This is a genomic window from Micromonospora sp. WMMD1076, from assembly GCF_029581475.1.
In the GTDB taxonomy this organism is placed as follows: Bacteria; Actinomycetota; Actinomycetes; order Mycobacteriales; family Micromonosporaceae; genus Micromonospora; species Micromonospora aurantiaca.
The window spans coordinates 862,204-885,792 of record NZ_CP120862.1; the positions used below are offsets into that span (position 1 = coordinate 862,204).

The window sequence follows — 23,589 nt, forward strand, 5'->3', positions numbered from 1 at the left end:
GTACGGAGGTAGGAGCAGATGCAGCTCGGCCTGGTAGGACTCGGCCGCATGGGCGGCAACATGCGGGAGCGGTTGCGCGCCGCCGGGCACGAGGTGGTCGGCTACGACCACAACCCGGAGATCAGCGACGCCGCGAGCCTGGCCGAGCTTGCCGAGAAGCTCCAGTCGCCCCGCGCGGTCTGGGTCATGGTTCCCGCCGGCGTCACCGACGCCACCATCGACGAGCTCGCCGGTGTGCTCGGCGAGGGCGACATCATCATCGACGGCGGCAACTCCCGGTTCAGCGACGACGCCTCGCGCGCCGAGCGGCTGAACGAGCAGGGCATCGGCTACATCGACGTCGGCGTCTCCGGCGGCGTCTGGGGCCGGCAGAACGGGTACGCGCTGATGGTCGGCGGCGCGCAGGAGCACGTCGAGCGCCTCATGCCGATCTTCGAGGCGCTCAAGCCCGAGGGCGAGTTCGGCTTCGTGCACGCCGGCCCGGTCGGTGCCGGCCACTACGCCAAGATGGTGCACAACGGCATCGAGTACGGCCTGATGCACGCGTACGCCGAGGGCTACGAGCTGCTCGCGGCATCGGAGCTGGTGACGAACGTCCCCGGCGTGTTCAAGTCGTGGCGCGAGGGCACCGTCGTGCGCTCCTGGCTGCTCGACCTGCTGGACCGGGCACTCGACGAGGACCCGGAGCTGGCCGAGCTGAGCGGCTACACCGAGGACACCGGCGAGGGCCGCTGGACCGTGGACGAGGCGGTCCGGCTCGCCGTGCCGCTCAACGTCATCACCGCGTCGCTGTTCGCCCGGTTCGCCTCGCGGCAGGACGACTCGCCCGCGATGAAGGCCGTCGCCGCGCTGCGCCAGCAGTTCGGCGGCCACGCCGTCCACAAGCGCTGACCGGTATCCACGGGCTGTGTACGTCCGCCGGCTCGAACTGGTCGACTTCCGCTCGTACGAGCGCGTCGGCGTCGACCTGGAGCCGGGGCCGAACGTGCTCGTCGGCGCGAACGGCGTCGGCAAGACCAACCTGGTCGAGGCGCTGGGTTACGTGGCGACCCTGGATTCGCACCGGGTCGCCACCGACGCCCCGCTGGTGCGGATGGGCGCCGCCTCGGCGGTGATCCGCTGCGCCGTGGTGCACGAGGGCCGGGAACTGCTGATCGAGCTGGAGATCGTGCCGGGCAAGGCCAACCGGGCCCGGCTCGGCCGGTCCCCGGCCCGGCGCGCCCGGGACGTGCTCGGCGTGCTGCGCCTGGTGCTGTTCGCGCCGGAGGATCTGGAGCTGGTCCGCGGCGACCCGGCCGAACGCCGCCGCTACCTGGACGACCTGCTGGTCACCCGCCAGCCCCGCTACGCCGGTGTCCGCGCCGACTACGAGCGTGTGGTCAAGCAACGCAACGCGCTGCTGCGTACGTCGTACCTCGCTCGCAAGACCGGTGGCACACGCGGCGGTGACCTGTCGACGCTGGCCGTGTGGGACGCGCATCTGGCGCAGCACGGCGCGGACCTGCTCGCCGGCCGCCTGGAACTGGTGGCCGCGCTCACCCCGCACGTGGCGAAGGCGTACGACGCGGTGGCGGCCGGCCGCGGCGCGGCCGGCATCGCGTACCGGCCCTCGGTGGAGCTGCCCGAACCCGGTGCCGACCGCGCGGCGCTGGCGGAGGCGCTCGCCGCCGCGCTCACCGCGAACCGGGCCGCCGAGATCGAGCGCGGCACCACGCTCGTCGGCCCGCACCGCGACGACCTGGCGCTGACGCTCGGCCCGCTGCCCGCCAAGGGGTACGCGAGCCACGGCGAGTCCTGGTCGTACGCGCTGGCGTTGCGGCTGGCCGGGTACGACCTGCTGCGCGCCGACGGGATCGAGCCGGTGCTGGTGCTCGACGACGTCTTCGCCGAGCTGGACACCGGCCGGCGGGAACGGCTGGCCGAGCTGGTCGGCGGCGCGAGCCAGCTTCTCGTCACCTGTGCCGTGGACGACGACGTGCCGGCGACGCTGCGTGGCACCCGGTACGCGGTGGGCGAGGGGACGGTGCGACGTGCCGGATGACGAGGTGCAGCTCCCGCCCGCGCGGCTCGGGCCGGGACGCGACGCGCGTACCCCGGGAAAGCCCGCGGACGGTGAGCCGGCCGCGAACCTGCCGGAGGGCACGAGCGGGCCGGAACTGGCCCGGGCGGTGCTCGACGCGGCGAAGGCCCGGCGGCAGGCGGCGGCGCCGCGGCGGCGCGGCGCGGTCCGCGGCGACGGCGAGAAGCGGCTGCGCGGCTACTCCGGCCCGGGTCCGGATCCGCGCGACCCGCAGCCGCTCGGCGCGGTGCTGGACAAGCTGATGAAGGCGCGCGGCTGGCAGCGGCCGGCGGCCGAGGCGACGGTGTTCGGCGCGTGGGAGAAGGTGGTCGGCCCGGAGGTCGCGCAGCACAGCCGCCCGGTCAAGCTGGAGGACGGCGAGCTGACCGTGGAGGCGCGTTCGACGGCGTGGGCGACCCAGTTGCGCCTGCTGGCGGGCTCGCTGTTGCAGCAGATCGCCCGCGAGGTGGGCCACAACGTGGTGCGCAAGCTGCACATCCACGGGCCGGCGGCGCCGTCGTGGTCGCGCGGTCCCCGACGGGTACGCGGGCGCGGCCCTCGCGACACCTACGGCTGACCGACACCGCCCGAACGCCGCGCCTCCCGCCGGGCGCGCTTGAGTTCGCGCTGCTCGCGGCTCCACTGCTTGCGGCGCTCCAGGTCCTGCTTCCAGGCCTCGCGGGCCAGTTGCGAGCCGCCCTGCACCGCGCCCTGCACCTGAGACGGGCCGGCGAGGTTGCGGAACACCCAGCCCAACAGGCGGCCGCCCTTGCCGGAGGCGTCGCCCACCTGCTCGTCGTCGCTCATCCCGCCGCCCTCCCTGTTTTGTGTACAAACCATTGGTACACCAATCATTGCTACCATCGCAACGACGACGAGGAGGACACCAGTGATCGACGGCATCGAGGAGGACCCCCTGGCGCTGGAGCAGCAGGTCTGCTTCGCGCTCTCAGTCGCCGCCCGCGGCGTCGTCGCTGTCTACCGGCCGTTGCTGGAACCGATGGGGCTCACCCACCCGCAATACCTGGTCATGCTGGCGCTCTGGCAGCACGCGCCGCTGTCCGGGCGGGAGCTGAGCCGGCTGCTCCAGCTCGACCCGGGCACGTTGTCACCGCTGCTCAAGCGGCTGGAGGCGGCCGGCTACATCCGGCGGGAACGCGACGCCGCCGACGAGCGCAGCCTGGCCGTCTCCCTCACCGCCGAAGGGCAGGCGCTGCGGGCGCAGGCCGAGCGGATCCCGCCGGCCATCGTGCAGCGCCTCGGCCTGCCGCCGGCCGACCTGCGGCACCTGCACACGGCACTGACCGAGGTGATCGCGGCAGCCAACCGGGCCACCACGGCGGGTTCGCACGGGCCCCGCCCGGCCGGTGCGCCCGGTCAGGCGTCGGCGTAGACCGCGAAGCCCCGCTCCGCGCAGCGCCGGTAGAAGGCCGCCAGCACACTCAGCTCGGCGCAGGTGAAGTTCCACTGCGGCGGATCGCCGCTCTCGTCCCGCAGCCGGTCGAGCCGGCTGTCGAGCCAGCGGAGCTGCTGCTCGGCCAGCCGCCCGTCGCCGAGCAACGCGCGCAGCACCTCGCTCACCGACTCGAACGTGACCGGCTCGCCGTACGGCCGGTGCCGTGTGACGAACTTCTCCACGCCCTCGGCGATCCAGGAGCAGCCGTCCGGGTCGATCACCGGGTCCTCGTCCTCGACCGCGTTCTCCGTGGCGTAGAGCACATTCTCCAGCCCGAGGATCAGGTCGACCAACTCGGTGTACGCGGTCGCGCGTACCGTGCCGGTCTTCGCGATCAGCTCGGCGAGCGCCGCGGTCGGCGCGGAGATCCGGGGCATGTCCACGATCTCGCCGAAGTCCACGAACTCAGCCGGCGCGACCGGATCGTAGAAGCGGCCGGTCCGCGGCCAGTGCACCGCGACGTTGTCCAGCCCCATCTGGCGTCACCTCTCACCAAGCGTTTTCGGACCATCTCCGACGATCGTCCCGGTTCCGGGCGCAAAAGATCAAGACCGCAACGGCGGCGCCGCAAAAGCTACGGCACGCCGGGCCCGGCCGCGACCCCCGGTCGGGGCAGCCGCCGATCACCGGTCGGATGACCGTCGTGGCTCACGGTGGCCGGTGGCGCGGTACCGCCCCAATGGCGTGTAGGGGGAGTCGTGGGCGACGCGGTTCGTCCGGCTACGGCATTCTCAGCCGCCTCGGAGAGGGTGCCGAGTGGCGGTTTGGTCGGCTCCGCACAGTAAGATTGAGGGCGAGACGAAAGACCCGAGACGGAGCGACGGACCGGGGCCCGCATGAGCCCTCGATCATAGTCCCGCATCGGGTCCGAGCCGATCGCGATCCGCGGGCAACCGCGGCGCCCGGCGTGCATGATCCGAGCCTGGCGATCCCAGGGGCGGTCCATGCGCGCCGACGTCGCGTCCTGTCCGCCGAACCCGCGCCCCGCGCCCACGCGCGGCCGGTGCGAGAAAGTGGCCGAGCGTGGCAGCGGAGGACAACAAGAAGTACGGTGCCGAGTCCATCACCGTTCTCGAAGGCCTGGAAGCGGTCCGGAAGCGGCCCGGTATGTACATCGGGTCCACCGGCGAGCGCGGTCTGCACCACCTGGTGTGGGAGGTCGTCGACAACGCGGTGGACGAGGCGCTGGCCGGGCACTGCGACACCATCGACGTGGTGCTGCTGGCCGACGGCGGTGTCCGGGTGACCGACAACGGCCGTGGCTTCCCGGTCGACCTGCACCCCAAGCTGAAGAAGCCGGGTGTCGAGGTCGCCCTTACCGTGCTGCACGCGGGCGGCAAGTTCGACGGCAAGGCGTACGCCGTCTCCGGCGGCCTGCACGGCGTCGGCGTCTCCGTGGTGAACGCGCTGTCCACCAGGATGGCCGTGGAGATCCACAAGGACGGCTTCGTCTGGCGCCAGCGGTACGACCACTCCAAGCCGACGCCGCTGGAGAAGGGCGAGGCGACCGACCGCACCGGTTCGGCTGTCTCCTTCTGGCCCGACCCGGACGTCTTCGAGACCGTCGACTTCGACTTCCACACGATCTACCGGCGCCTCCAGGAGATGGCCTTCCTCACCCGGGGCCTCACCATCCACCTGCTCGACGAGCGGGTGCCGGAGGACGAGGACGGCAAGACCCGCGAGGTCACCTTCCACTACGAGGGCGGCATCGCCGACTTCGTCCGGCACCTCAACGCCTCCAAGAGCCCGATCCACAAGACGGTGGTCGAGTTCGGCGCCGAGGAGACGGGCATGTCGGTCGAGATCGCCATGCAGTGGAACGAGTCGTACGGCGAGTCGGTCTACACCTTCGCCAACAACATCAACACCCACGAGGGCGGCACCCACGAGGAGGGCTTCCGGGCCGCGCTGACGAGCGTCGTCAACCGCTACGGCGCCGAGAAGAAGCTGCTCAAGGGCGACGAGCGCCTCTCCGGTGAGGACATCCGCGAGGGCCTGGCCGCGATCATCTCGGTCAAGCTCACCGACCCGCAGTTCGAGGGACAGACCAAGACCAAGCTGGGCAACACCCCGGTCAAGGGCTTCGTGCAGCGGGTCTGCAACGAGTCGCTCGTCGACTGGTTCGACCGCAACCCGGCCGAGGCGAAGATCATCATTCAGAAGGCCTCCCAGGCGGCCCGGGCCCGGATCGCCGCCCAGCAGGCGCGCAAGCTCGCCCGGCGCAAGTCGCTGCTGGAGTCCGGCTCGATGCCCGGCAAGCTGGCCGACTGCCAGTCCACCGACCCGCGCGAGTCCGAGGTCTTCATCGTCGAGGGCGACTCGGCCGGCGGCTCGGCCAAGCAGGGCCGCGACCCGCGTACACAGGCGATCCTGCCGATCCGCGGCAAGATCCTCAACGTGGAGAAGGCCCGCATCGACCGGGTGCTGAAGAACAACGAGGTGCAGGCGCTGATCACCGCGCTCGGCACCGGCATCCACGACGACTTCGACATCGAGAAGCTGCGCTACCACAAGATCGTGCTGATGGCCGACGCCGACGTCGACGGCCAGCACATCCAGACGCTGCTGCTCACGCTGCTGTTCCGGTTCATGCGGCCGCTGGTCGAGCTGGGGCACGTCTACCTGGCCGCCCCGCCGCTCTACAAGATCAAGTGGAACAAGAAGGGCGACGACGCCCAGTACGCGTACTCGGACCGGGAACGCGACGGGCTGATCGCACTGCGTCAGCAGAAGAAGCCCAACGCCCGCCCGGACGACATCCAGCGGTTCAAGGGTCTCGGCGAGATGAACTACCCCGAGCTGTGGGAGACCACGATGAACCCGGCCACGCGTACGCTGCGCCAGGTCACGCTCGACGACGCCGCCACCGCGGACGAGCTGTTCAGCGTCCTGATGGGCGAGGACGTCGAGGCTCGCCGGTCGTTCATCCAGCGCAACGCCAAGGACGTGCGGTTCCTGGACATCTGACGGACTCGCCCCGGGTCGGCCGGCGATCCACCGGCCGGCCCGGTAGTCCACAGAGTTATCCACAGCCTGGCCGCTTTCCACAGCCGTTATCCACAGCGAGACCACGACTCTGAGTCTGATAAGGGTTAACAGTGACCGATACTCCCGAGTCCACCCCGAACGAGCCGGAGACCCCGGAACCCCTGGCGGCGGTCGTCCAGCACGACCGGATCGAGCCGGTCGGCCTCGAGGTCGAGATGCAGCGCTCGTACCTCGACTACGCGATGAGCGTCATCGTCGGGCGGGCCCTGCCGGACGTCCGGGACGGGCTCAAGCCGGTCCACCGCAAGATCCTCTACGCCATGTTCGACTCCGGCTACCGGCCGGACCGCGGGTACGTGAAGTGCTCCCGCGTCGTCGGCGACGTGATGGGCCAGTTCCACCCGCACGGCGACTCGGCCATCTACGACGCGCTGGTCCGGATGGCGCAGCCGTGGTCGCTGCGCTACCCGCTGGTCGACGGCAACGGCAACTTCGGCTCGCCGGGAAATGATCCGGCTGCGGCCATGAGGTACTGCCTTGCGGCAGATGTCCGGGTTCGTACCGTCGACGGCACCGTCCGGATCGGCGACATCGTGCCGGACGCCGCGCCGAGCAGCGAGACCGACGTCGACCTCAAGGTCCGTGACCGCAACGGTGATCTGGTCCGTGCCAGCAGGTTCTTCCACTCAGGCGAGCATCCCACGCTGCGGTTGCGCACCCGTGAGGGGTACGAGCTGACCGGCACCCACAACCACCCGGTGCTCTGCCTGGTGAACGTGGCCGGTGTGCCGACCCTGCTGTGGAAGCTGCTCGCCGAGGTCGCCCCGGGCGACCGGGTGGCCCTCCAGCGCACCGTGCCGGACGAGATCGGCTACCCGATGCTGGAGCACATCGAGGCAGCCGTGCTCGCGGGCGCGTTCGTGTCCGAGGGGTGGGTGTCCGAGCAGCGGGCCGGCTTCAACAACGTGGACCGGGAGTTCTTCGTCCGGGTCCTCACCGCCTATGACCTCGCGGTCGGTGGCCCCCGGTACGTCGCCGAGCGGGTCATCGCCTCCGGCAGCACGCTGCACGAACTCGATGTACAGAACCTCTCCGCGCTGCGGGCGAGCGTGCTCGGCGAGATGGTGGGCGCGCGGAGCGCCGACAAGTTCGTGCCGGAGTTCGTCTGGCGCGGACCGGCCGCGGTCAAGCGGGCCTTCCTTCAGGCGCTGTTCGAGGGCGACGGCTCGTCGTCGCTGCTGCCCCGCCACACCATCCAGGTCTCCTACTCGACCCGTAGCGAGCGGTTGGCCCGCGAGGTGCAGCAACTGCTGCTGGAGTTCGGCGTGGTCAGCCGGCAGTGCCGGTACGACGGCGAGATCAAGGTCGTCGTCACCAACCGGCGGGACGCCCGGATCTTCGCCGCTCACGTCGGATTCCTCGGCCGCAAGCAGGCCAAGCTGGAATCCGAGCTGGCCCAGGTGCCGGCGAGCAGCACCGCGCTCCCCGGCGACCACGTGCCGTTCGTCGGTGACTTCGTCCGCGAGCACGGCGCGAACCGCTGGACCGAGCGTGACTGGCTGCGCCGGCACAACGTGGACCGGATCGAGCGCTGGGAGCGGGACCGCGACGAGATCGCCGCCCGGATCACCGAGCCGGGCATCCTCGACGTGGTCGAACCGCTCGTCGACGGCCGCTTCTACTACGCCGAGGTGACCGACGTCACGGACGCCGGTGTGCAGCCGGTCTACAGCATCCGGGTGGACACCGAGGACCACTCGTTCGTCTCCGACGGTTTCGTCAGCCACAACACCGAGTGCAAGCTAGACCCGCTGGCGATGGAGATGCTGCGGGACATCGACGAGGACACCGTCGACCTGCAGGACAACTACGACGGCCGGGCCAAGGAGCCCACCATCCTGCCGTCGCGGATCCCGAACCTGCTGATCAACGGTTCCGAGGGCATCGCGGTCGGCATGGCCACCAAGATCCCGCCGCACAACCTGCGCGAGATCGGCGCGGCCGTGCAGTGGTGCCTGGAGCACCCGGAGGCCGACGAGGCCACCACGCTGGAAGCCCTTCTGGAGATCGTCAAGGGCCCGGACTTCCCGACCCACGGCCTGATCGTCGGTCAGGCGGCCATCCAGGACGCGTACCGGACCGGGCGCGGCTCGATCCGCATGCGTGCCGTGGTCGAGGTCGAGGAGGACAAGCGGGGCCGGCCGGCGCTCGTCGTCAGCGAGCTGCCCTACCAGGTCAACCCGGACAACCTCGCCGAGCGCATCGCCGAGCTGATCAAGGAGGGCAAGCTCGCCGGCATCGCCGACATCCGCGACGAGTCCTCCGGGCGTACCGGTATGCGGATCGTGCTCGTGCTCAAGCGCGACGCGGTCGCCAAGGTGGTGCTGAACAACCTCTACAAGCACACCCAGCTCCAGGAGACGTTCGGCGCCAACATGCTGGCGCTCGTCGACGGCGTGCCGCGCACGCTCAACCTGGCCCAGTTCATCCGCTACTACGTCGAGCACCAGATCGAGGTGATCCGGCGGCGGACCGCGTTCCGGCTGCGCAAGGCCGAGGAGCGGGCGCACATCCTGCGCGGTCTGTCCAAGGCGCTGGACGCGCTGGACGAGGTGATCGCCCTGATCCGGCGCTCGCCCACTGTGGAGGACGCACGGCAGGGCCTGATCCGGCTGCTGGACATCGACGAGGTCCAGGCGACAGCGATCCTGGACATGCAGCTGCGCCGGCTGGCCGCCCTGGAGCGGCAGCGGATCCTGGACGACCTGGCGAAGCTCGAAGTGGAGATCGCCGACCTCAAGGACATCCTGGCCAAGCCGGAGCGGCAGCGGCGGATCGTCTCGGAGGAGCTGGGTGAGATCGTCGCGAAGTGGGGTGACGACCGGCGTACGAAGATCGTCCCGTTCGACGGCGAGGTCTCGATGGAGGACCTCATCGCCCGCGAGGACGTGGTGGTGACGATCACCCGCACCGGGTACGCGAAGCGGACCAAGGTCGATCTCTACCGGTCGCAGCGGCGTGGCGGGAAGGGCGTCAGCGGGGCGACGCTCCGCCAGGACGACATCGTCAGCCACTTCTTCGTATGCTCTACCCACGACTGGATCCTGTTCTTCACGAACAAGGGTCGGGTCTACCGGGCGAAGGCGTACGAGCTTCCCGAGGCCAGTAGGGTGGCCAAGGGCCAGCACGTGGCCAACCTGCTCGCGTTCCAGCCCGACGAGCAGATCGCGCAGATCATTGAAATCCCGAACTACCAGGTGGCCCCCTACCTGGTACTGGCCACGAAGAACGGCCTGGTGAAGAAGACGCGGCTCGAGGAGTTCGACTCCAACCGTTCCGGCGGCATCATCGCGATCAACCTGCGCGATGAGGACGAGCTGGTCGGTGCGGTACTGGTCGCTCCGGAGGACGACCTGCTGCTCGTGTCGAAGAACGCCCAGGCGATTCGCTTCAACGCCACCGACGAGGCGCTGCGCCCGATGGGGCGGGCCACTTCCGGGGTGATCGGCATGCGCTTCAGCGGCGAGGACGAGTTGCTCGCCGTCGAGGTGGTGCGAGAGGGTCTGGACGTTCTGGTCGCGACGAACGGGGGTTACGCGAAACGTACCCCGATCGAGGAATACCCGGTCCAGGGCCGGGGAGGTAAGGGCGTGCTGACCGCGAAGATCACCGAGCGACGCGGTGGCCTGGTCGGCGCGGTCGTGATCGATCCGGAGGACGAGCTGTTCGCCATCACGAGCAACGGCGGCGTCATCCGGACTCCGGTGAAGCCTGTACGCCGTACGCGTGACCGGAACACAATGGGGGTCAAGCTGATGGACCTCCCGGACGGCGTGACTATCGTGGCGATTGCTCGCAATGCCGACGAGCCTGACGAACAGGACTAGTTGATGACGGAGACACAGGCGAAGTCGGGGAACAAGGGGACCTCGGCCACTCCGGTCGAGGAGGAGGCCGCGCAGGGCGGCACACCAGCGACCGGCCGCGCGGCTGTGGGCCGGGCCACGGTTCCCGCCGACGCGCCTGCCCCGAAGTTCACCCGGGCTCCCGGCATGGCCCCGCCTCCGGACAAGCCGGCCGAGGACTCCGGTTCCCGGGACTCGGCCGAGACCAAGGTCGACGCGCCGACGTCGGCCGACGGTCTGGCCGCTCCGGCCGCCAAGCCCGCGAACGCCACGAGCACCCAGCCGATCAAGACCCCGCCTGCCACCGGCCGGGCCTCCACCGGGACGACCGGCACGCAGCCGCGGATCGGCGCCGGCCTGGGCACCGCCCCGAAGGCGTCGCCCGACGGCTCGCGCCCGAGCGGCGCCGCGAGCGTCCAGGCCCGGCCCGCCAACGGCGGCGGCCTGCCGCCGGGCATCAGCGGCGCGGCAGCCGTCGGTGCCGCGCGCGTGGGTGAGGCGGTACGCGCCGCGCGTACCTCGGTCAGCTCGGCCGCGTCGCGCGGACCGCGACGGGCCCGGCTGAACCTGAAGCGGATCGACCCGTGGTCGGTGATGAAGTTCGCCTTCGCGGTGTCGGTGGTGCTCTTCATCGTGGTCGTCGTGGCGACGTCGGTGCTCTACCTGGCGCTGGACGCCATGGGTGTGTTCAAGAGCGTCAACGACAGCCTCACCGACCTGGTGAACGCCGGCGGCGGCCAGGGTGGCGGCGGCTTCCGGATCACCGCCAAGGGCGTGATCCTGACGTCGGCGCTGATCGGCCTGGTGAACGTCGTGCTGTTCACCGCGCTGGCCACGCTCAGCGCGTTCGTCTACAACGTCTGCGCCGACCTGGTCGGCGGGATCGAGCTGACGCTCGCCGAGCGGGACTGATCGACCGGCGCCGGGGCACCGCGTAAAGCGGTCGCCCCGGCGTCGTGCGTCCGGGTAGGTTCGAGGTGGCGCGGGCGCTTCCGCCACGGACACCCCGATTTGGGTACGGTGGCGGCGATGGGTTAACCTAGCTCGTCGCTACGCGGGGCTATAGCTCAGTCGGTTAGAGCGCAGAGCTGATAACTCTGAGGTCGCTGGTTCGATTCCAGCTAGCCCCACCGCACATCGTCCGACGTCAGTCGAGCGCTAGGGGTCAAGCACATGTTCAAGAAGCTCCTGATCCTGGCCGGCATCGTCGGTGTGGCCGCCGTCGTGGCCAAGAAGGTCAAGGCCTCGAACGACGAGCGCGCCCTGTGGCACGAGGCGACCACGGCGCCCGACCTGCGCTGAACGCCGTCACGGGGCCCTAGCTCAACTGGCAGAGCACTGCCTTTGCAAGGCAGGGGTTAGGGGTTCGAGTCCCCTGGGCTCCACCAACCGCGTGTGACCTGGGAAAACGTGAAGGCGACCGGGCGGTACGCGAACCGCCTTGGCGGATATGCCGTGACCTGGGTGAACGCGCCTATCTTCATGAAGAGGTCGTGCTTGGTGGGTGACGGGCCGAGCGTTCTAAGAAGTAGTGCCGTTCTTACGGGTTGGTGCGAGCTCCTGCGTATTCGCCGTCGGTGACGGGTTCGAGCCAGTGGACCAGGTCGTGCTGGTCGTCGGCTTCGTTGACGGCGAGGTGGACCATGAGCCGGTCGGGTGCGGCGCCGTGCCAGTGTTCCTCGTCGGCTTCGAACAGGACGCGGTCGCCCGGGCGGATGACCTCGACGGGTCCGCCGCGGCGCTGGCATAGCCCGACACCTTCGGTGACGAAGACGGTCTGGCCCAGGGGGTGGCGGTGCCAATGGGTGCGGGCGCCGGGCATGAAGTGGACCAGGTTCGCGGTGACGCGCGAGGGCGGGGGTGCGGCGGCGACGGCGTCGATGTAGACGTCGCCGGTGAACCAGTCGGCGGGTCCCTTGACGGTGGCGATGGAACTGCGGCTGATCTGCATCAGGTTGCCTCGGGTTCGCTGACTGCTGCGGTGTCGATGACGGTCGCCGCCCAGGACGCGAGCAGACGCAGGCGTTCGGCGGACGGCGATCCGGGTTCGGCGGTGTAGACGAGGAGCACCAGGCCGGGTTCGGCGGTGATCGCGAGTTCCTCGTAGGCGAGCGTGAGGTCGCCCACGACGGGGTGGTGGAAGCGTTTGGAGCCGGTGCCGTGGGTTCGGACGTTGTGGTCGGCCCAGAGTCGGCGGAAGTCCTCGCTGCGGGTGGAGAGTTCGCCGACGAGGTCTTGCAGGCCGCGGTCGTGTGGGTCGCGGCCCGCCTCAGCGCGAATGACGCCGACGCACATCGCGGCGAACCGGTCCCAGTCGGGGTAGAAGTCGCGGGATGCCGGGTCGAGGAATTGGAACCGGGCCAGGTTCGGCGGGCGGCCGCCGTCGCCGATCACCGGTGCGTAGAACGCGCGGCCGAGCGCGTTGGTGGCGAGCAGGTTCTGCTGGGTGTCGCGCACGAACGCGACGCCGTCAGTGATGGCCTCCAGCGCCCATCGCAGGCTGAGGCGGGCAGCGGCCTTGGTGGCCGTTCGGCGCCGGGGCCGCCCGGAGGTCGGGATGCCGTCGGCGGCGCGGGCCAGGTCGTAGAGGTGGGCGCGTTCGGTGTCGTCGAGCTGCAGCGCCCGGGCCAGGGACTCCAGCACGCTGGACGATGCCCCGGAGATCTGGCCGCGTTCGAGCCGCGCGTAGTATTCCACGCTCAGTCCGGCAAGGGCGGCGACCTCGCTGCGCCGAAGCCCCGGGACGCGGCGGCTGCCGGCCGTCGGCAGGCCGACCTGCTCGGGCGTCAGGCGGGCGCGGCGGGTGGTCAGGAAGTCGCGCACCTCGGATCGGTTGTCCACAGCCCGAGCCTAGGCCGGGCGTCGCGGGCGAGGGGTGCCCTGTCAGTACACCCACGCACAGGGACTTCTTCCCGCTCGGGCGGGCACGTTGACTGGATGCCGTGGGTCCTGCAGGGCCGCACCGATCGACGTGAACGGAGCACACCACCATGCGTGGAGTCGTCTTGTACAAGCCCGGAGATGTGCGGGTCGAGCAGCGCGAGGATCCCACGATCGTCGAGCCGACCGACGCGATCATCCGCCTGGCCGCGACGTGTATCTGCGGCAGCGACCTGTGGCCGTACCGCGGTGCCGAGCCGGTCGAGCACCAGGTGATGGGCCACGAGTACGCCGGTGTCGTCGAGCAGGTCGGGTCCGAGGTTCGCACCATCAAGCCCGGCGACTTTGTGGTCGGTTCGTTCTGGGCGTCCGACAACACCTGCGAGATCTGCCGGGCCGGCTATCAGGCGTACTGCGTGCACCGGGTCCTGATGGGCACCATCGGTACCCAGTCGGAGCTGGCCCGCATCCCGCTCGCCGACGGCACTCTCGTCGCCACGCCCGGCCAGCCGGAACCCGAGCTGATCCCGTCGCTGATGGCCGCCTCAGACGTGCTCGGCACCGGCTGGTTCGCGGCCGTCGCCGCGGAAGTGGGGCCCGGCAAGGCTGTCGCAGTCGTCGGCGACGGCGCGGTCGGCCTCCTCGCGACCCTGGCCGCCCGGCAGCTCGGCGCCGAGCGCATCATCGCGTTCAGCCGCCACGCCGACCGGCAGGCGCTGGCCCGGGAGTTCGGCGCCACCGACATCGTCACCGAACGCGGCGACGCCGGCGTCGAGAAGGTCAAGGAGCTGACCGGCGGTCTGGGCGCGCACAGCGTGATCGAGGCCGTCGGGACCCAGGAGGCGATGATGCAGGCCATCCACTCAACCCGTCCCGGTGGCCACGTCGGGTTCGTCGGGGTGTCCCACGACGTCGCAATCCCCGGCGACGAGCTGTTCATGTCTGGCGTGCACCTGCACGGCGGACCGGCTCCGGTCCGGCGATTCCTGCCCGAGCTGATCCAGCTGATCTGGAACCGCGCCATCGACCCCGGCAAGGTCTTCGACCTCATCCTGCCCCTGGACCGGGCCGCCGAGGGCTACCAAGCGATGGACCAGCGCACCGCCACCAAGGTCCTGCTCACGCTCTGACGAGCGCCGAACCCGACACTCTGGAGTTGACATGTCGGCCTCACGCGCGACGGTCCGCGCTGCGCTGCCTGCAGCCCTTTCGGCGGTCCTCGGCCTGACCCTCGCCGGCTGCGGCAGTGGTGAGCCCAGCGAACCCGGCGGCGGAGCACTCGCGACCTCGCCCGGCCGCACCGGCCCGTACACGGCACCACCGAGCGGCACAGCCGCGCCCCGGGGAGAACCGATGAGAATACAGATCACCATCGACGAGCAACGCTTCCAGGCGACGATCTTCGACAGCGCTGCCGGCCGCGACCTCCTCACCCAACTGCCGTTGACCGTTGAGATGGTCGACCACGGCTCCGTGGAGAAGACCGGCCCGCTGCCCGCGCCGTTGTCCCTTGACGGCCAGCCAGAGGGTGCGGACCCCGGCGTCGGCGATGTCGGGTACTACGCACCCGGCAACGATCTCGTCTTCTACTACGGCGATCAGTCGTACTTCCCCGGCATCGTCATCCTCGGCCGCCTCGACGGGGACGCTGCCGCCCGCATCGCCGATCTGGACGGCGCCGTCACCGCCATCGTCGAGCCACGCGCCTAAGCCCACCCGGCCCGCCTCATCCGGAGACATCATGAACCCCACCTATGACTTCACCGGCCAGGTTGCCCTGGTCACCGGCGCCAGTTCCGGCATGGGATTGGCCACCACGCAGGCATTCGCCGACGCCGGAGCCACGGTCGTCCTCGCCGACATCAACGACGAACCGCTGCAGGCCGCCGCCGAACGGTTGAGGGCGGGTGGGCACGAAGCTCTCGGCATCCGGTGCGACGTCGCCGACGAGCAGCAGGTCGCCGCCCTCATCGACCAGACCGTCGCGGCTTACGGCCGGCTCGACATGGCGTTCAACAACGCCGGCATCCAGGCCCCACCCTCCGACGCCGCCGATGAACCCGCCGACACCTTCGACCGCGTCAACGCCGTCAACCTGCGCGGAGTCTGGGCCTGCATGAAACACGAACTGCGCCAGATGCGCGAGCAAGGCAGCGGCGCCATCGTCAACTGCTCCTCCCTCGGCGGCCTCGTCGGCCTACCCGGACGCGCCGCCGATCACGCGTCCAAACACGGCGTGCTCGGACTCACCAGCAGCGCGGCCCTGCAATACGCGCCGCGCGGCATCCGGATCAACGCCATCTGCCCCGGGACCTTCGAAACCCCCATGGTCACGGCCATGATCGCCAAGGGTGAACTGGACACCGCCGCGGCACTGGCCAACCAGCCCATCGGCCGCTTCGGTCGACCCGACGAAATCGCCTCCACCGTGCTCTGGCTGTGCAGCCCCGGCGCCAGCTTCGTCGTCGGCGTCGCCCTCCCCGTGGACGGCGGATACACCGCGCAGTAAGGCAGATCGGCAACAGCCCCGACGTGGTCCGCGCCGATGCCGTCCGCAGAGCGGGTTCGTCCGGCTACCCTCCGGCGGCTGACCACCGTGAGCCGGTCAGGACAGGCGACGGCGTACTGCTGGCAGGGTCACGATTGGTCCCTGAACAGCGTGAATGCGGTTCGGGTTGTGCCATATCCGGTCCACCAACGGTATGTGACCTGCGAAAACGCGAACTCGTTTGGGCGGTACCCGAACCGCTTTGGCAATATGTGCGTGGACCTGGCATACGTCGTGTTCGCGGCAGAGCCGCCGTGTTTATGCAGTGATAGTGGACTGCCACAAGACAAGTTCGTCGGCGGGACCAGCTATGTCGGCGGATTGGGAACGGCCCGCGCCAACGGTCCGGAGCGGCACTCAGATCCCGTGCTGTACCGGCGGCGGAGGCCGACTGCGTCAATGAGCCATGGAGACTCTGCTAGAGCTGGCAACGCACCTTGCCCTCGGACCCTGGCGTGCACTGGACCGACGCGGCAAGCGGTGACGGCCGGTAGCGAACGGATTGCGGCAGATCAGGATGGCGTCATGGAACGTGGCATCTGGGCGACTCCCTCCTGGTAATGTAAGCAGCGCTTACTTAAGTGTGGAGTTGTTGATGGGTGCAGATTCGGCCAGGCCCGGCTATCACCACGGGGATCTGCGAGCGACGTTGGTGCTTGCCGCGTTGCAGATGCTGGAGGAGGGCGAGTCGTTCTCGTTGCGCGCGGTGGCCCGCCGTGCTGGCGTGTCGACGGGCGCCCCGTACCGGCACTTCCCCGATCGGGAGGCGCTGGGGTCGGCGCTGGCCGTTCATGGGCTGCAGGAGCTGATGAGCGACCTCACCGCGGGTAAGCAGCCCCCGACGTCCGCTGCCGAGGTGAGCGAACTCGCTGTGGGGTATGTGCGCTTCGCGCTGCGTCGGCCGGCGCTGTTCCGGCTCATGTTCGGGCAGGCCTGTGATGACCAGCACAACGAGCGCGTGCGTGCCGCCGGTGCCCTGCACGACTATCTCGCCACCGTCATGGCCGAGCTCTTCCCGGCGTCGGAGCCTGTTGCCCTTGCCACGGCCGGATGGTCGCTCGCTCACGGCCTGGCGTTTCTCCACCTTGACGGCAAACTCACCAACACCGATCAAACCGTCATCGACGAGCGCGTGCGCTCGACGTTCGCCGCCGTTTTCCCGCCTCTCACCGAGGCCAGAATCGAGGACTCATGAGCACGCGCATCCTGATCGTGGTCACCAACGTCGACCACTACGACGCCGACCCGTCGCACCCGACCGGGTTGTGGCTGTCGGAGCTGACGCACGCCTACGACATCTTCGCCGGGCGCGGGTTCGAGCAGACGATCGTGAGCCCGGCAGGTGGGAAGTCTCCGCTGGAACCGCGGTCACTGAAGTTCCCGAACTACGACAAGTCAGCCAAGGCGTGGCATGAGGACCCCGCCCGCATGGCGCTGCTGGACGACACCGCCAGCGCCGAGCAGATCGACTCGGCCGGCTACGACGCGATCTACTTCACCGGCGGCCATGCGGTGATGTTCGACTTCCCTGGCAGTGCCGGGCTCCAGCGGATCACCGGCGAAATCTTCGAGCGCGGCGGCGTCGTGGGCGCGGTCTGCCACGGCTACTGCGGCCTGCTCGACACCACGCTCGCCAACGGCGACTACCTCGTCGCCGGCCGCGACCTCACTGGGTTCTCCTGGCGCGAGGAAGTCCTCGCCCGCGTCGACAAACTCGTTCCCTACAACGTCGAGGAACGGATACAGGAGCGCGGCGCACGCTACTCCAAGGCCCTGCTGCCGTTCGTCTCCAACACGGTGGTCGACGGCCGGCTCGTCACCGGCCAGAACCCCGGCTCAGCCAAAGAGACCGCGACCAAGGTCGCGGCGTTGCTCTGACCCGCCGACACGACCCCATTTCGACCCCGGAGGGCGACAACCAAATGCAGACGCTGCTCGGATCGGGCGGCCAGATCGCCGAGGAACTCGCCCGCGAACTGCGCCGCAACTTCACCGACGACATCCGCCTGGTGAGCCGGACACCCCGCAAGGTGCACGACAATGACCAGGTCGTGTCCGCCGACCTCATGAACGCCGAGGCAACCGACATGGCGGTGGCGGGCAGCGACATCGTCTACCTCACCGTCGGCCTGCCGATGTACTCCCGGCTCTGGGAACAGCGGTTCCCGACCATGATGGCGAACACGATCACCGCCTGCCGCAAGCACAGCAGCAGGCTGGTGTTCTTCGACAACACCTACATGTACCCGCGCACCTCGACGCCCCAGACCGAGGACACGGCGTTCGATCCGGTGGGACGCAAGGCCACGGTGCGGGCCCAGATCGCAACGACACTGCTGGACGAGATCGACGCGGGCACGATCGACGCGGTGATCTGCCGAGCCCCCGAGTTCTACGGCCCCCGCAAAACCCAAAGCCTCACCAACACGGCGGTCTTCGACCGCGTCAGGCAGCACAAGCGGCCGATCGTGCCCGTGAGCGCCCACACCCTGCGCAGCCTAATCTGGACACCAGACGCCAGCCGAGCCATGGCCCTCATCGGCAACACCTCCGACGCCTACCAGCAGACCTGGCACCTTCCCATCGACCCGAACCGCCTCACCTACCAGGCCATGATCGACATCGCCTCGCACACCACCGGGCGAAAGATTCCGTACACGACCGTCCCCCGGTGGGCGTTCACGATCGGCGGGCTCATCAATCCAGCGGCCAGGGAAGCGGGAGAACTGTTGCCCCGCTACCGGCAGGACAACATCTTCGACTCCTCGAAGTTCACAACACGCTTCCCCGACTTCCCCGTCACGACCTACCGGGAAGGAATCCTGCGCCTCCTCGACGCCCAGCAACATTCGGCGTCATGAACTCGGTCATCGCGCCCTCACCGTCATGCGAACCTCTGTCGCGGCACGGTACCGAGGGCCTGTCGCGCTAAGGGCCCTGTCTCACTTTCGGTGGTGACGGAGGGTGGCGAGTGTCGTTGCTCCTATGTGGAGGATGTCAACAGACTTGTCCAGACGGTGTTCTCGGGGCTGTCCCCGCTGGTCGTCGAGGACGTGGCCGACGAGGATGAGCGGATCGTGGTGCGGGCCCGGACGCCGCGTGACACCGCGGTCTGCCCGAGGTGCGGGGCCTCGTCCGAACGGGTGCACGGCTATCACTGGCGGACGGTCGCCGACGTTCCGGTCGACGGGCGCCGGGTGGTGGTCCGTGTGCGGGTGCGGCGTCTGGTGTGCCCCACGCGCGGCTGCCGCCATACCTTCCGTGAACAGGTGCCCGGGGTGCTGGAGCGATACCAGCGCCGCACAGCCCGTTTGAACAGGCAGGTCAAAGCCGTCGTCAAAGAGTTGGCGGGCCGGGCAGGGTCACGTCTGCTGGCGATCCTCGCCATGGGCCTGTCCCGTCACACGGCCCTACGCGCCCTGCTGCGCATCCCGCTGCCCAATGAGCGGACACCTCGGGTGATCGGCGTTGACGATTTCGCTCTACGCCGGCGGCACCGCTACGCCACCGTGGTGATCGACGCCGAGTCCCATGAGCGGATCGACGTGCTACCCGACCGCACCGCCGACACCCTCGAAGCGTGGTTGCGCGCACATCCCGGCGTTGAGGTCGTATGCCGTGACGGCTCGGCGACCTACGCCGAGGCCATCCGCCGCGCTCTGCCCGGCGCGGTGCAGGTCGCAGACCGGTGGCACCTTTGGCACAACCTCTGTGAAGCCGCCCTCAGCGAGGTGAAGGCGCACAGCACCTGCTGGGCCCCCGTCCTGGACGCACCCATCTATGACGGCCCCCGCGCGCAGACGACCCAGCAACGCTGGCACCAGGTCCATGACCTCCTCGACCAGGGCGTGGGTCTGCTGGAGTGCGCCCGCCGCCTGCAGTTGGCCCTGAACACCATCAAGCGCTACGCGCGAGCCGACCGGCCCGAGCGGATGCTCCGGGTCCCCAAATACCGTGCCAGCCTCGTCGACCCCTATCGCGAACACCTACGCAAACGTCGAGCCGAGGACCCCGGCGTCGGCGTCAAGCACCTCTTCGAAGAGATCAAGACCCTCGGCTTCACCGGCTGTCTCAACCTCCTGCACAAGTACATCAACCAAGGCCGCGCGGACACCGACCGCAGCCACATCTCCCCACGCCGCCTCGCCCGGATGATCCTCACCAGGCCCGACAACCTCAAACCCGAGCACCAAGATCTACTGGCACGACTCACCGCAGCCTGCCCAGAGATGACCCACCTCGCCGCGGCTGTCGGACGCTTCGCCGAGTTCCTGACGCCTCAGCCCACAAACACCGACCGGCTCTCGCACTGGATCCTGCGGGTTCGCGCAGTCGATCTACCTCACCTGCACGCCTTCACCAGAGGCCTGGAACGCGACCGCGACGCCGTGAACGCCGCGCTCACGCTCCCCTACAGCAACGGCCCCACCGAAGGCGTCAACACCAAGACCAAACGAATCGCACGTCAAATGCACGCAAGAGCAGGCTTCACCCTGCTCCGCCACCGCATCCTCCTCGGATAACAGCACCCTCCGTCACCACCGAAAGTGAGACAGGGCCTTTAGATCCACAGACCCGGTACCGACGCGAGACGACCCAGCGATGAGAGCTTGGCGCAGCCAGGTCAAGCTGTTCTCAGCGAATGGTGAATTGATCATCATTTCTAACGATGAGTTCGACGACGCTACTTAGTCGAAGGTGTCGGCGTCAGGCTCTGTGTCGATGCGAAGCGCCGGTGGCGAGTCGGCGTGGGCCTGCTTTGGCGGAACGGGGTCTCGTTCCTGCGTGGCCGCGCGGTCGTTGTTCTGGTCATGTCGGGAGCGAAGCGCCGCACACCGGTCGTGGTGGTGCGAGAGCCGAGGGCGGCACCCCTGTCGGCGGAGAATCGCCAGCAGGCGGTCACCGCCGTTGCCGTCATGATCCATCAGTGGTGGTCGGGTGGCCGGGGCCGCAGCGCCGGGGCTCTTCGCGGATTGGATCCGTCCGACGGCGCTGCGGAGGACGGCCGTCGCTGAGCTGGTTGGTCAGGTTAGGCGTCACATACCCCTGCTGCCGGGCAGCGGCCACTTCGTTCATGTCGGCTGTCCCAAGGACTCGGGCAGAACGCCACGCGGTGTTTGATATGGCTCGTCCGAACCGCGTAAGGCGGCGACACGGCAGACCGACTGCACGGGACGCTCACCTCGGCATGTGAGCAAAAAGCGTGCGATCGACGGTTCGCCGGGCTCTGCGGCCGTTGTCCTGGTCTCGCTGGGAGCGAGCTTCGCACCGTACCCGGACGAGTGGTGGATGGGAGGGTCGCTGACCGCAGTGCCGAGGCTGTACGCGGATCGCGCGGCAGCCGGGCGGCGCTGCGGTGGGCGGCGGGTAGCGAGTTGACGGTCAGGCGCGTCGGCGTACCGCTGAAACCGTCACGATCGGCCCCTGAACAGGGTGAATGCGGTTCGGGTAGTGCCACATCGGGTCCACTCAACTCCCGTGCAGGTCACGGGGCACCTTCGCCACCCTCGTCTGAGTTAGCCGATCGACGGTCGTCATCCTTCGTCGGCGAATCGTCAGCGGCAGCTCCGAAAGCACCTCGGATGAGTCGGTGAAAGTCGGTACCCAGAGGCTGCCCACACGTCAGGCACACGCTTGTCCACCGGCGTTCATAGGGTGTCCCGAGGCTTGTCCACCGGCCCCTGTTGGACGATGCGCCGGTCGAGTGCTTCGATCTTCGGCAGGAGGAGTTACACGGCTGTAGGCATCCACTGCCCTGACACCAGGGGCCTGACCTGCGGCTCCTGGCTGTGGGCGCAATCGCCATGCGAGCCGGTTGATCGAGGGTTCGAGTCTTTTCTGGTGCGGGACCGATGGTGCATGCATAATGAATGCATGGTTGCTCTCCAGATTCGGGATGTGCCGGAGGAAGTGCGAGACGCCTTGGCGGCCCAGGCCAAGGCGCGCGGGCAGTCACTCCAGGCGTACCTGCTGGAGTTGGTGGAGACGCAGGCTCGACGGCTGCGGAACACGGCAGCCCTTGATCGCTTCGCCGGCCGATCGGACGGTGCTCGCTCACTGCCGGGGGAGAGCGCCGCCGAGTTGAATGACCAGCGGGAGCGCGGGCCGTGGGGGAGCGCCGCGTGATCGTCCTGGATGCGTCGGTTCTGGCCGACGCTCTGGTCGACGACGGGCCGGTCGGCGATGCGGCACGGGCGGAACTGACCGGAGATCCACACTGGGCCGCGCCGAGTCATCTTCTGGTCGAGGTCATGTCCGTGATCAGAGGCAAGGTCCTCGGAGGGAGGCTGGGCCTCGCTCGGGCACAGGAAGCGGTCGACACCCTGCCCTCGTTGGTCATCGATGAGGTTGGCGTCGCCCTGCTGCTTGACCGGATGTGGCAGTTGCGAGGCAATGTCACCGCGTACGACGCGGCTTATGTCGCGGCGGCGGAGTTGATGGCCTGCCCACTCGTGACAGGTGATGGTCGGCTCGCCAAGGCCAGCGGCGTCCGTTGCGAGATCCGACTTCTCGCCGCGTCCTGACAGTGGCCGCCCGAGAATCATCGTCTTGACGCCCTTGGGCCGGCCGCCCTGAGTGGAAGCGGCTCACCGACGATCGTGGCGATGTGGTTCGCAAGGTGGTGCCTCCGGCCCACCACATCATTTCGCCTGTTCACCAGCGGCTGTCGATGCTGCTGAGTCGAGTGCGGCCTGGGCAGTCGGCTTCCATCGATCGGCGAAGGCTTCGGCGAACCGTTCATGATCTGATCGGCGTTGCACACGGTCGACCTTCCGGCTGCGATGTTGGAGCACGTGATGCCCCAGCTCGTGCAGCAGAACGTCGAACCGGATGAAGTCCCGCAACCGCGCGGCCTCCGGTAGCGGTTGCTCGTAGAGGACGATCTCGCCCGGCACCCTGGTCCTGCCGTAGAGGACGAATCCGGGCCGGAAGTCCTCCGTCTGTCGCAGCTCGACGCCGCGCAACCCGTACCACGCCCAGCCGCAGCCGGTCGAGCCGGGGAGCACGCCGGAGTGCCTGGCGGGGGCGAGGGTCCGTACGGAGGCTTCGGCTCACGGCGGTCATGGTCGGCGGGCGGCACTAGCTACGACAACGGGTTTCTTCGCGAAGCAGCTCGACGGCCCTCGCTCGCCGAGGCCGGCGGCGGTTCCGCATGTCGGCCTCGACCGCCTGCTTTATCGCGGCCACCCGCGTCGCGAGCGGTCCCGCCGGCACCTCGACCAGGTCGAATCCCGCCTCGCGGTACGTCAGTTCGTGGATCCGTTCGAAGACGAGTGACTCCTCGAAGCTGATCCGGCGGGCGGCTGTCGCCTCGACGAAGCCCTGATTCCGTACGAAGAAGACGGTCCGCTCGTAGTGGCGGGGCTCCGCCGCCGTCATGCCCTCGATCTCGTCGAGCAGCGCGGACGGCGGCGTCGACCCGAGGTGGCGGCACAGCGCGAGGGTGCAGACGGGTGAGCGGTCGTGGAAGACGACGGCTGCGGCGTGCGCTTCGGCCCGCCGCCGACGCTTCCGCTGGAGATCCAGCACCTGCTCGGCGAAGTCCGGCTCGCACCACGGTTCGGGCCGGCCGAGCGCCTGGTGCAGCGCGATCACGTCGGTCGCCGCCTCCTCCACGACGGGATGGCCGTCGATCTCCAGGTGGCGCAGGATCGCGGTCTTACCGGAGCCGGGAGCGCCGGTGAGGATGTATCCGGGCATGACGTCCTCCGTTGGCAGATGGCCTTGATAGGCAAGCGGCTACTTGCAT

23 protein-coding genes and 2 tRNA genes are annotated in these 23,589 nt (G+C 69.1%); 19 read left to right on the forward strand and 6 right to left on the reverse strand.

Translation table 11 applies throughout. From position 1 onward, the window contains the following. Positions 1 to 18 precede the first annotated feature (18 nt). The 3 genes from gnd to O7622_RS04250 all read left to right on the forward strand — a co-directional run bounded on the left by gnd (position 19) and on the right by O7622_RS04250 (position 2,636). The gene (gnd, locus tag O7622_RS04240; RefSeq protein ID WP_282311945.1) at positions 19 to 891 is read left to right on the forward strand and encodes a phosphogluconate dehydrogenase (NAD(+)-dependent, decarboxylating); all 873 of its coding nucleotides are present in this window, start codon (positions 19 to 21) and stop codon (positions 889 to 891) included. Positions 892 to 907: 16 nt separating this feature from the next. After that, on the forward strand, positions 908 to 2,041 hold the full coding sequence (gene recF, locus O7622_RS04245) for a DNA replication/repair protein RecF (RefSeq protein ID WP_282311946.1): 1,134 nt from the start codon (positions 908 to 910) through the stop codon (positions 2,039 to 2,041). A gap of 88 nt (positions 2,042 to 2,129) precedes the next feature. After that, complete coding sequence (locus tag O7622_RS04250) at positions 2,130 to 2,636, forward strand: DciA family protein (RefSeq protein WP_282314032.1); 507 nt, start codon at positions 2,130 to 2,132, stop codon at positions 2,634 to 2,636. On the opposite strand, the gene O7622_RS04255 is transcribed toward O7622_RS04250, so the two are convergent. Then, a complete protein-coding gene (locus tag O7622_RS04255; protein ID WP_216927903.1) occupies positions 2,627 to 2,866 on the reverse strand; it encodes a hypothetical protein in 240 nt (79 codons plus the stop codon). The two genes, O7622_RS04250 and O7622_RS04255, sit on opposite strands and share 10 nt — an antisense overlap. A gap of 82 nt (positions 2,867 to 2,948) precedes the next feature. On the opposite strand from O7622_RS04255, the gene O7622_RS04260 reads away from it, so the two are divergent. Beyond that, complete coding sequence (locus tag O7622_RS04260) at positions 2,949 to 3,452, forward strand: MarR family transcriptional regulator (protein WP_282311947.1); 504 nt, start codon at positions 2,949 to 2,951, stop codon at positions 3,450 to 3,452. On the opposite strand, the gene O7622_RS04265 is transcribed toward O7622_RS04260, so the two are convergent. Continuing rightward, the gene (locus O7622_RS04265) at positions 3,437 to 3,991 is read right to left on the reverse strand and encodes a hypothetical protein (RefSeq protein WP_282311948.1); all 555 of its coding nucleotides are present in this window, start codon (positions 3,989 to 3,991) and stop codon (positions 3,437 to 3,439) included. The genes O7622_RS04260 and O7622_RS04265 overlap by 16 nt on opposite strands. A gap of 547 nt (positions 3,992 to 4,538) precedes the next feature. On the opposite strand from O7622_RS04265, the gene gyrB reads away from it, so the two are divergent. From gyrB to O7622_RS04295, 6 genes are all read left to right on the forward strand, one after another. Next, positions 4,539 to 6,485, forward strand: coding sequence for a DNA topoisomerase (ATP-hydrolyzing) subunit B (gene gyrB, locus O7622_RS04270; RefSeq protein WP_282311949.1), 1,947 nt, complete (start codon positions 4,539 to 4,541; stop codon positions 6,483 to 6,485). Positions 6,486 to 6,616: 131 nt separating this feature from the next. Beyond that, the gene (gyrA, locus tag O7622_RS04275) at positions 6,617 to 10,393 is read left to right on the forward strand and encodes an intein-containing DNA gyrase subunit A (protein WP_282311950.1); all 3,777 of its coding nucleotides are present in this window, start codon (positions 6,617 to 6,619) and stop codon (positions 10,391 to 10,393) included. A gap of 3 nt (positions 10,394 to 10,396) precedes the next feature. Then, positions 10,397 to 11,323: a DUF3566 domain-containing protein gene (locus tag O7622_RS04280; protein ID WP_282311951.1), complete on the forward strand. Its 927-nt coding sequence runs from the start codon at positions 10,397 to 10,399 to the stop codon at positions 11,321 to 11,323. Positions 11,324 to 11,467: 144 nt separating this feature from the next. Beyond that, positions 11,468 to 11,541: transfer RNA gene (locus O7622_RS04285), tRNA-Ile, on the forward strand. Between the two features lie 43 nt (positions 11,542 to 11,584). After that, positions 11,585 to 11,713, forward strand: a complete 129-nt coding sequence (locus O7622_RS04290) for a DLW-39 family protein (protein WP_013283222.1) — start codon at positions 11,585 to 11,587, stop codon at positions 11,711 to 11,713. A 10-nt stretch (positions 11,714 to 11,723) separates the two neighbouring features. Beyond that, a tRNA-Ala gene (locus O7622_RS04295) sits at positions 11,724 to 11,799 on the forward strand. A 152-nt stretch (positions 11,800 to 11,951) separates the two neighbouring features. Here O7622_RS04295 and O7622_RS04300 read toward each other — a convergent pair. Both O7622_RS04300 and O7622_RS04305 read right to left on the reverse strand, forming a co-directional pair. Further along, on the reverse strand, positions 11,952 to 12,362 hold the full coding sequence (locus O7622_RS04300) for a cupin domain-containing protein (RefSeq protein WP_282311952.1): 411 nt from the start codon (positions 12,360 to 12,362) through the stop codon (positions 11,952 to 11,954). Beyond that, entirely contained in the window at positions 12,362 to 13,252 is an 891-nt protein-coding gene (locus O7622_RS04305) for a helix-turn-helix transcriptional regulator (protein WP_282311953.1), read from the reverse strand. Before O7622_RS04305 ends, O7622_RS04300 begins: the two co-directional genes overlap by 1 nt. Positions 13,253 to 13,401: 149 nt before the next feature. On the opposite strand from O7622_RS04305, the gene O7622_RS04310 reads away from it, so the two are divergent. The 9 genes from O7622_RS04310 (at position 13,402) to O7622_RS04350 (ending at position 22,363) form a co-directional block, all read left to right on the forward strand. Beyond that, on the forward strand, positions 13,402 to 14,421 hold the full coding sequence (locus tag O7622_RS04310) for a zinc-dependent alcohol dehydrogenase family protein (protein WP_282311954.1): 1,020 nt from the start codon (positions 13,402 to 13,404) through the stop codon (positions 14,419 to 14,421). Positions 14,422 to 14,644: 223 nt separating this feature from the next. Continuing rightward, positions 14,645 to 15,001 carry a cyclophilin-like fold protein gene (locus tag O7622_RS04315; RefSeq protein WP_282311955.1) on the forward strand — a complete coding sequence of 119 codons (357 nt, stop codon included), beginning with the start codon at positions 14,645 to 14,647 and terminating at the stop codon, positions 14,999 to 15,001. A gap of 31 nt (positions 15,002 to 15,032) precedes the next feature. Then, entirely contained in the window at positions 15,033 to 15,800 is a 768-nt protein-coding gene (locus O7622_RS04320; RefSeq protein WP_282311956.1) for a glucose 1-dehydrogenase, read from the forward strand. Between the two features lie 634 nt (positions 15,801 to 16,434). Continuing rightward, positions 16,435 to 17,034: a TetR/AcrR family transcriptional regulator gene (locus O7622_RS04325; RefSeq protein ID WP_282311957.1), complete on the forward strand. Its 600-nt coding sequence runs from the start codon at positions 16,435 to 16,437 to the stop codon at positions 17,032 to 17,034. Continuing rightward, a complete protein-coding gene (locus O7622_RS04330; protein WP_282311958.1) occupies positions 17,031 to 17,717 on the forward strand; it encodes a type 1 glutamine amidotransferase domain-containing protein in 687 nt (228 codons plus the stop codon). Before O7622_RS04325 ends, O7622_RS04330 begins: the two co-directional genes overlap by 4 nt. 44 nt (positions 17,718 to 17,761) lie before the next feature. Next, positions 17,762 to 18,700 carry an NAD-dependent epimerase/dehydratase family protein gene (locus tag O7622_RS04335; RefSeq protein ID WP_282311959.1) on the forward strand — a complete coding sequence of 313 codons (939 nt, stop codon included), beginning with the start codon at positions 17,762 to 17,764 and terminating at the stop codon, positions 18,698 to 18,700. Positions 18,701 to 18,856: 156 nt separating this feature from the next. Then, positions 18,857 to 20,362 carry an ISL3 family transposase gene (locus tag O7622_RS04340; protein WP_282314033.1) on the forward strand — a complete coding sequence of 502 codons (1,506 nt, stop codon included), beginning with the start codon at positions 18,857 to 18,859 and terminating at the stop codon, positions 20,360 to 20,362. Positions 20,363 to 21,713: 1,351 nt separating this feature from the next. Further along, positions 21,714 to 21,965: a hypothetical protein gene (locus tag O7622_RS04345; protein WP_282311960.1), complete on the forward strand. Its 252-nt coding sequence runs from the start codon at positions 21,714 to 21,716 to the stop codon at positions 21,963 to 21,965. Further along, the gene (locus tag O7622_RS04350; RefSeq protein WP_282311961.1) at positions 21,947 to 22,363 is read left to right on the forward strand and encodes a type II toxin-antitoxin system VapC family toxin; all 417 of its coding nucleotides are present in this window, start codon (positions 21,947 to 21,949) and stop codon (positions 22,361 to 22,363) included. Before O7622_RS04345 ends, O7622_RS04350 begins: the two co-directional genes overlap by 19 nt. Before the next feature lie 117 nt (positions 22,364 to 22,480). On the opposite strand, the gene O7622_RS04355 is transcribed toward O7622_RS04350, so the two are convergent. Both O7622_RS04355 and O7622_RS04360 read right to left on the reverse strand, forming a co-directional pair. Then, positions 22,481 to 22,846 (reverse strand): hypothetical protein, encoded by a 366-nt coding sequence (locus tag O7622_RS04355; protein ID WP_282311962.1) that lies wholly within the window; start codon positions 22,844 to 22,846, stop codon positions 22,481 to 22,483. A 73-nt stretch (positions 22,847 to 22,919) separates the two neighbouring features. Further along, positions 22,920 to 23,540 (reverse strand): AAA family ATPase, encoded by a 621-nt coding sequence (locus O7622_RS04360; protein ID WP_282311963.1) that lies wholly within the window; start codon positions 23,538 to 23,540, stop codon positions 22,920 to 22,922. Between the last annotated feature and the right edge of the window lie 49 nt (positions 23,541 to 23,589).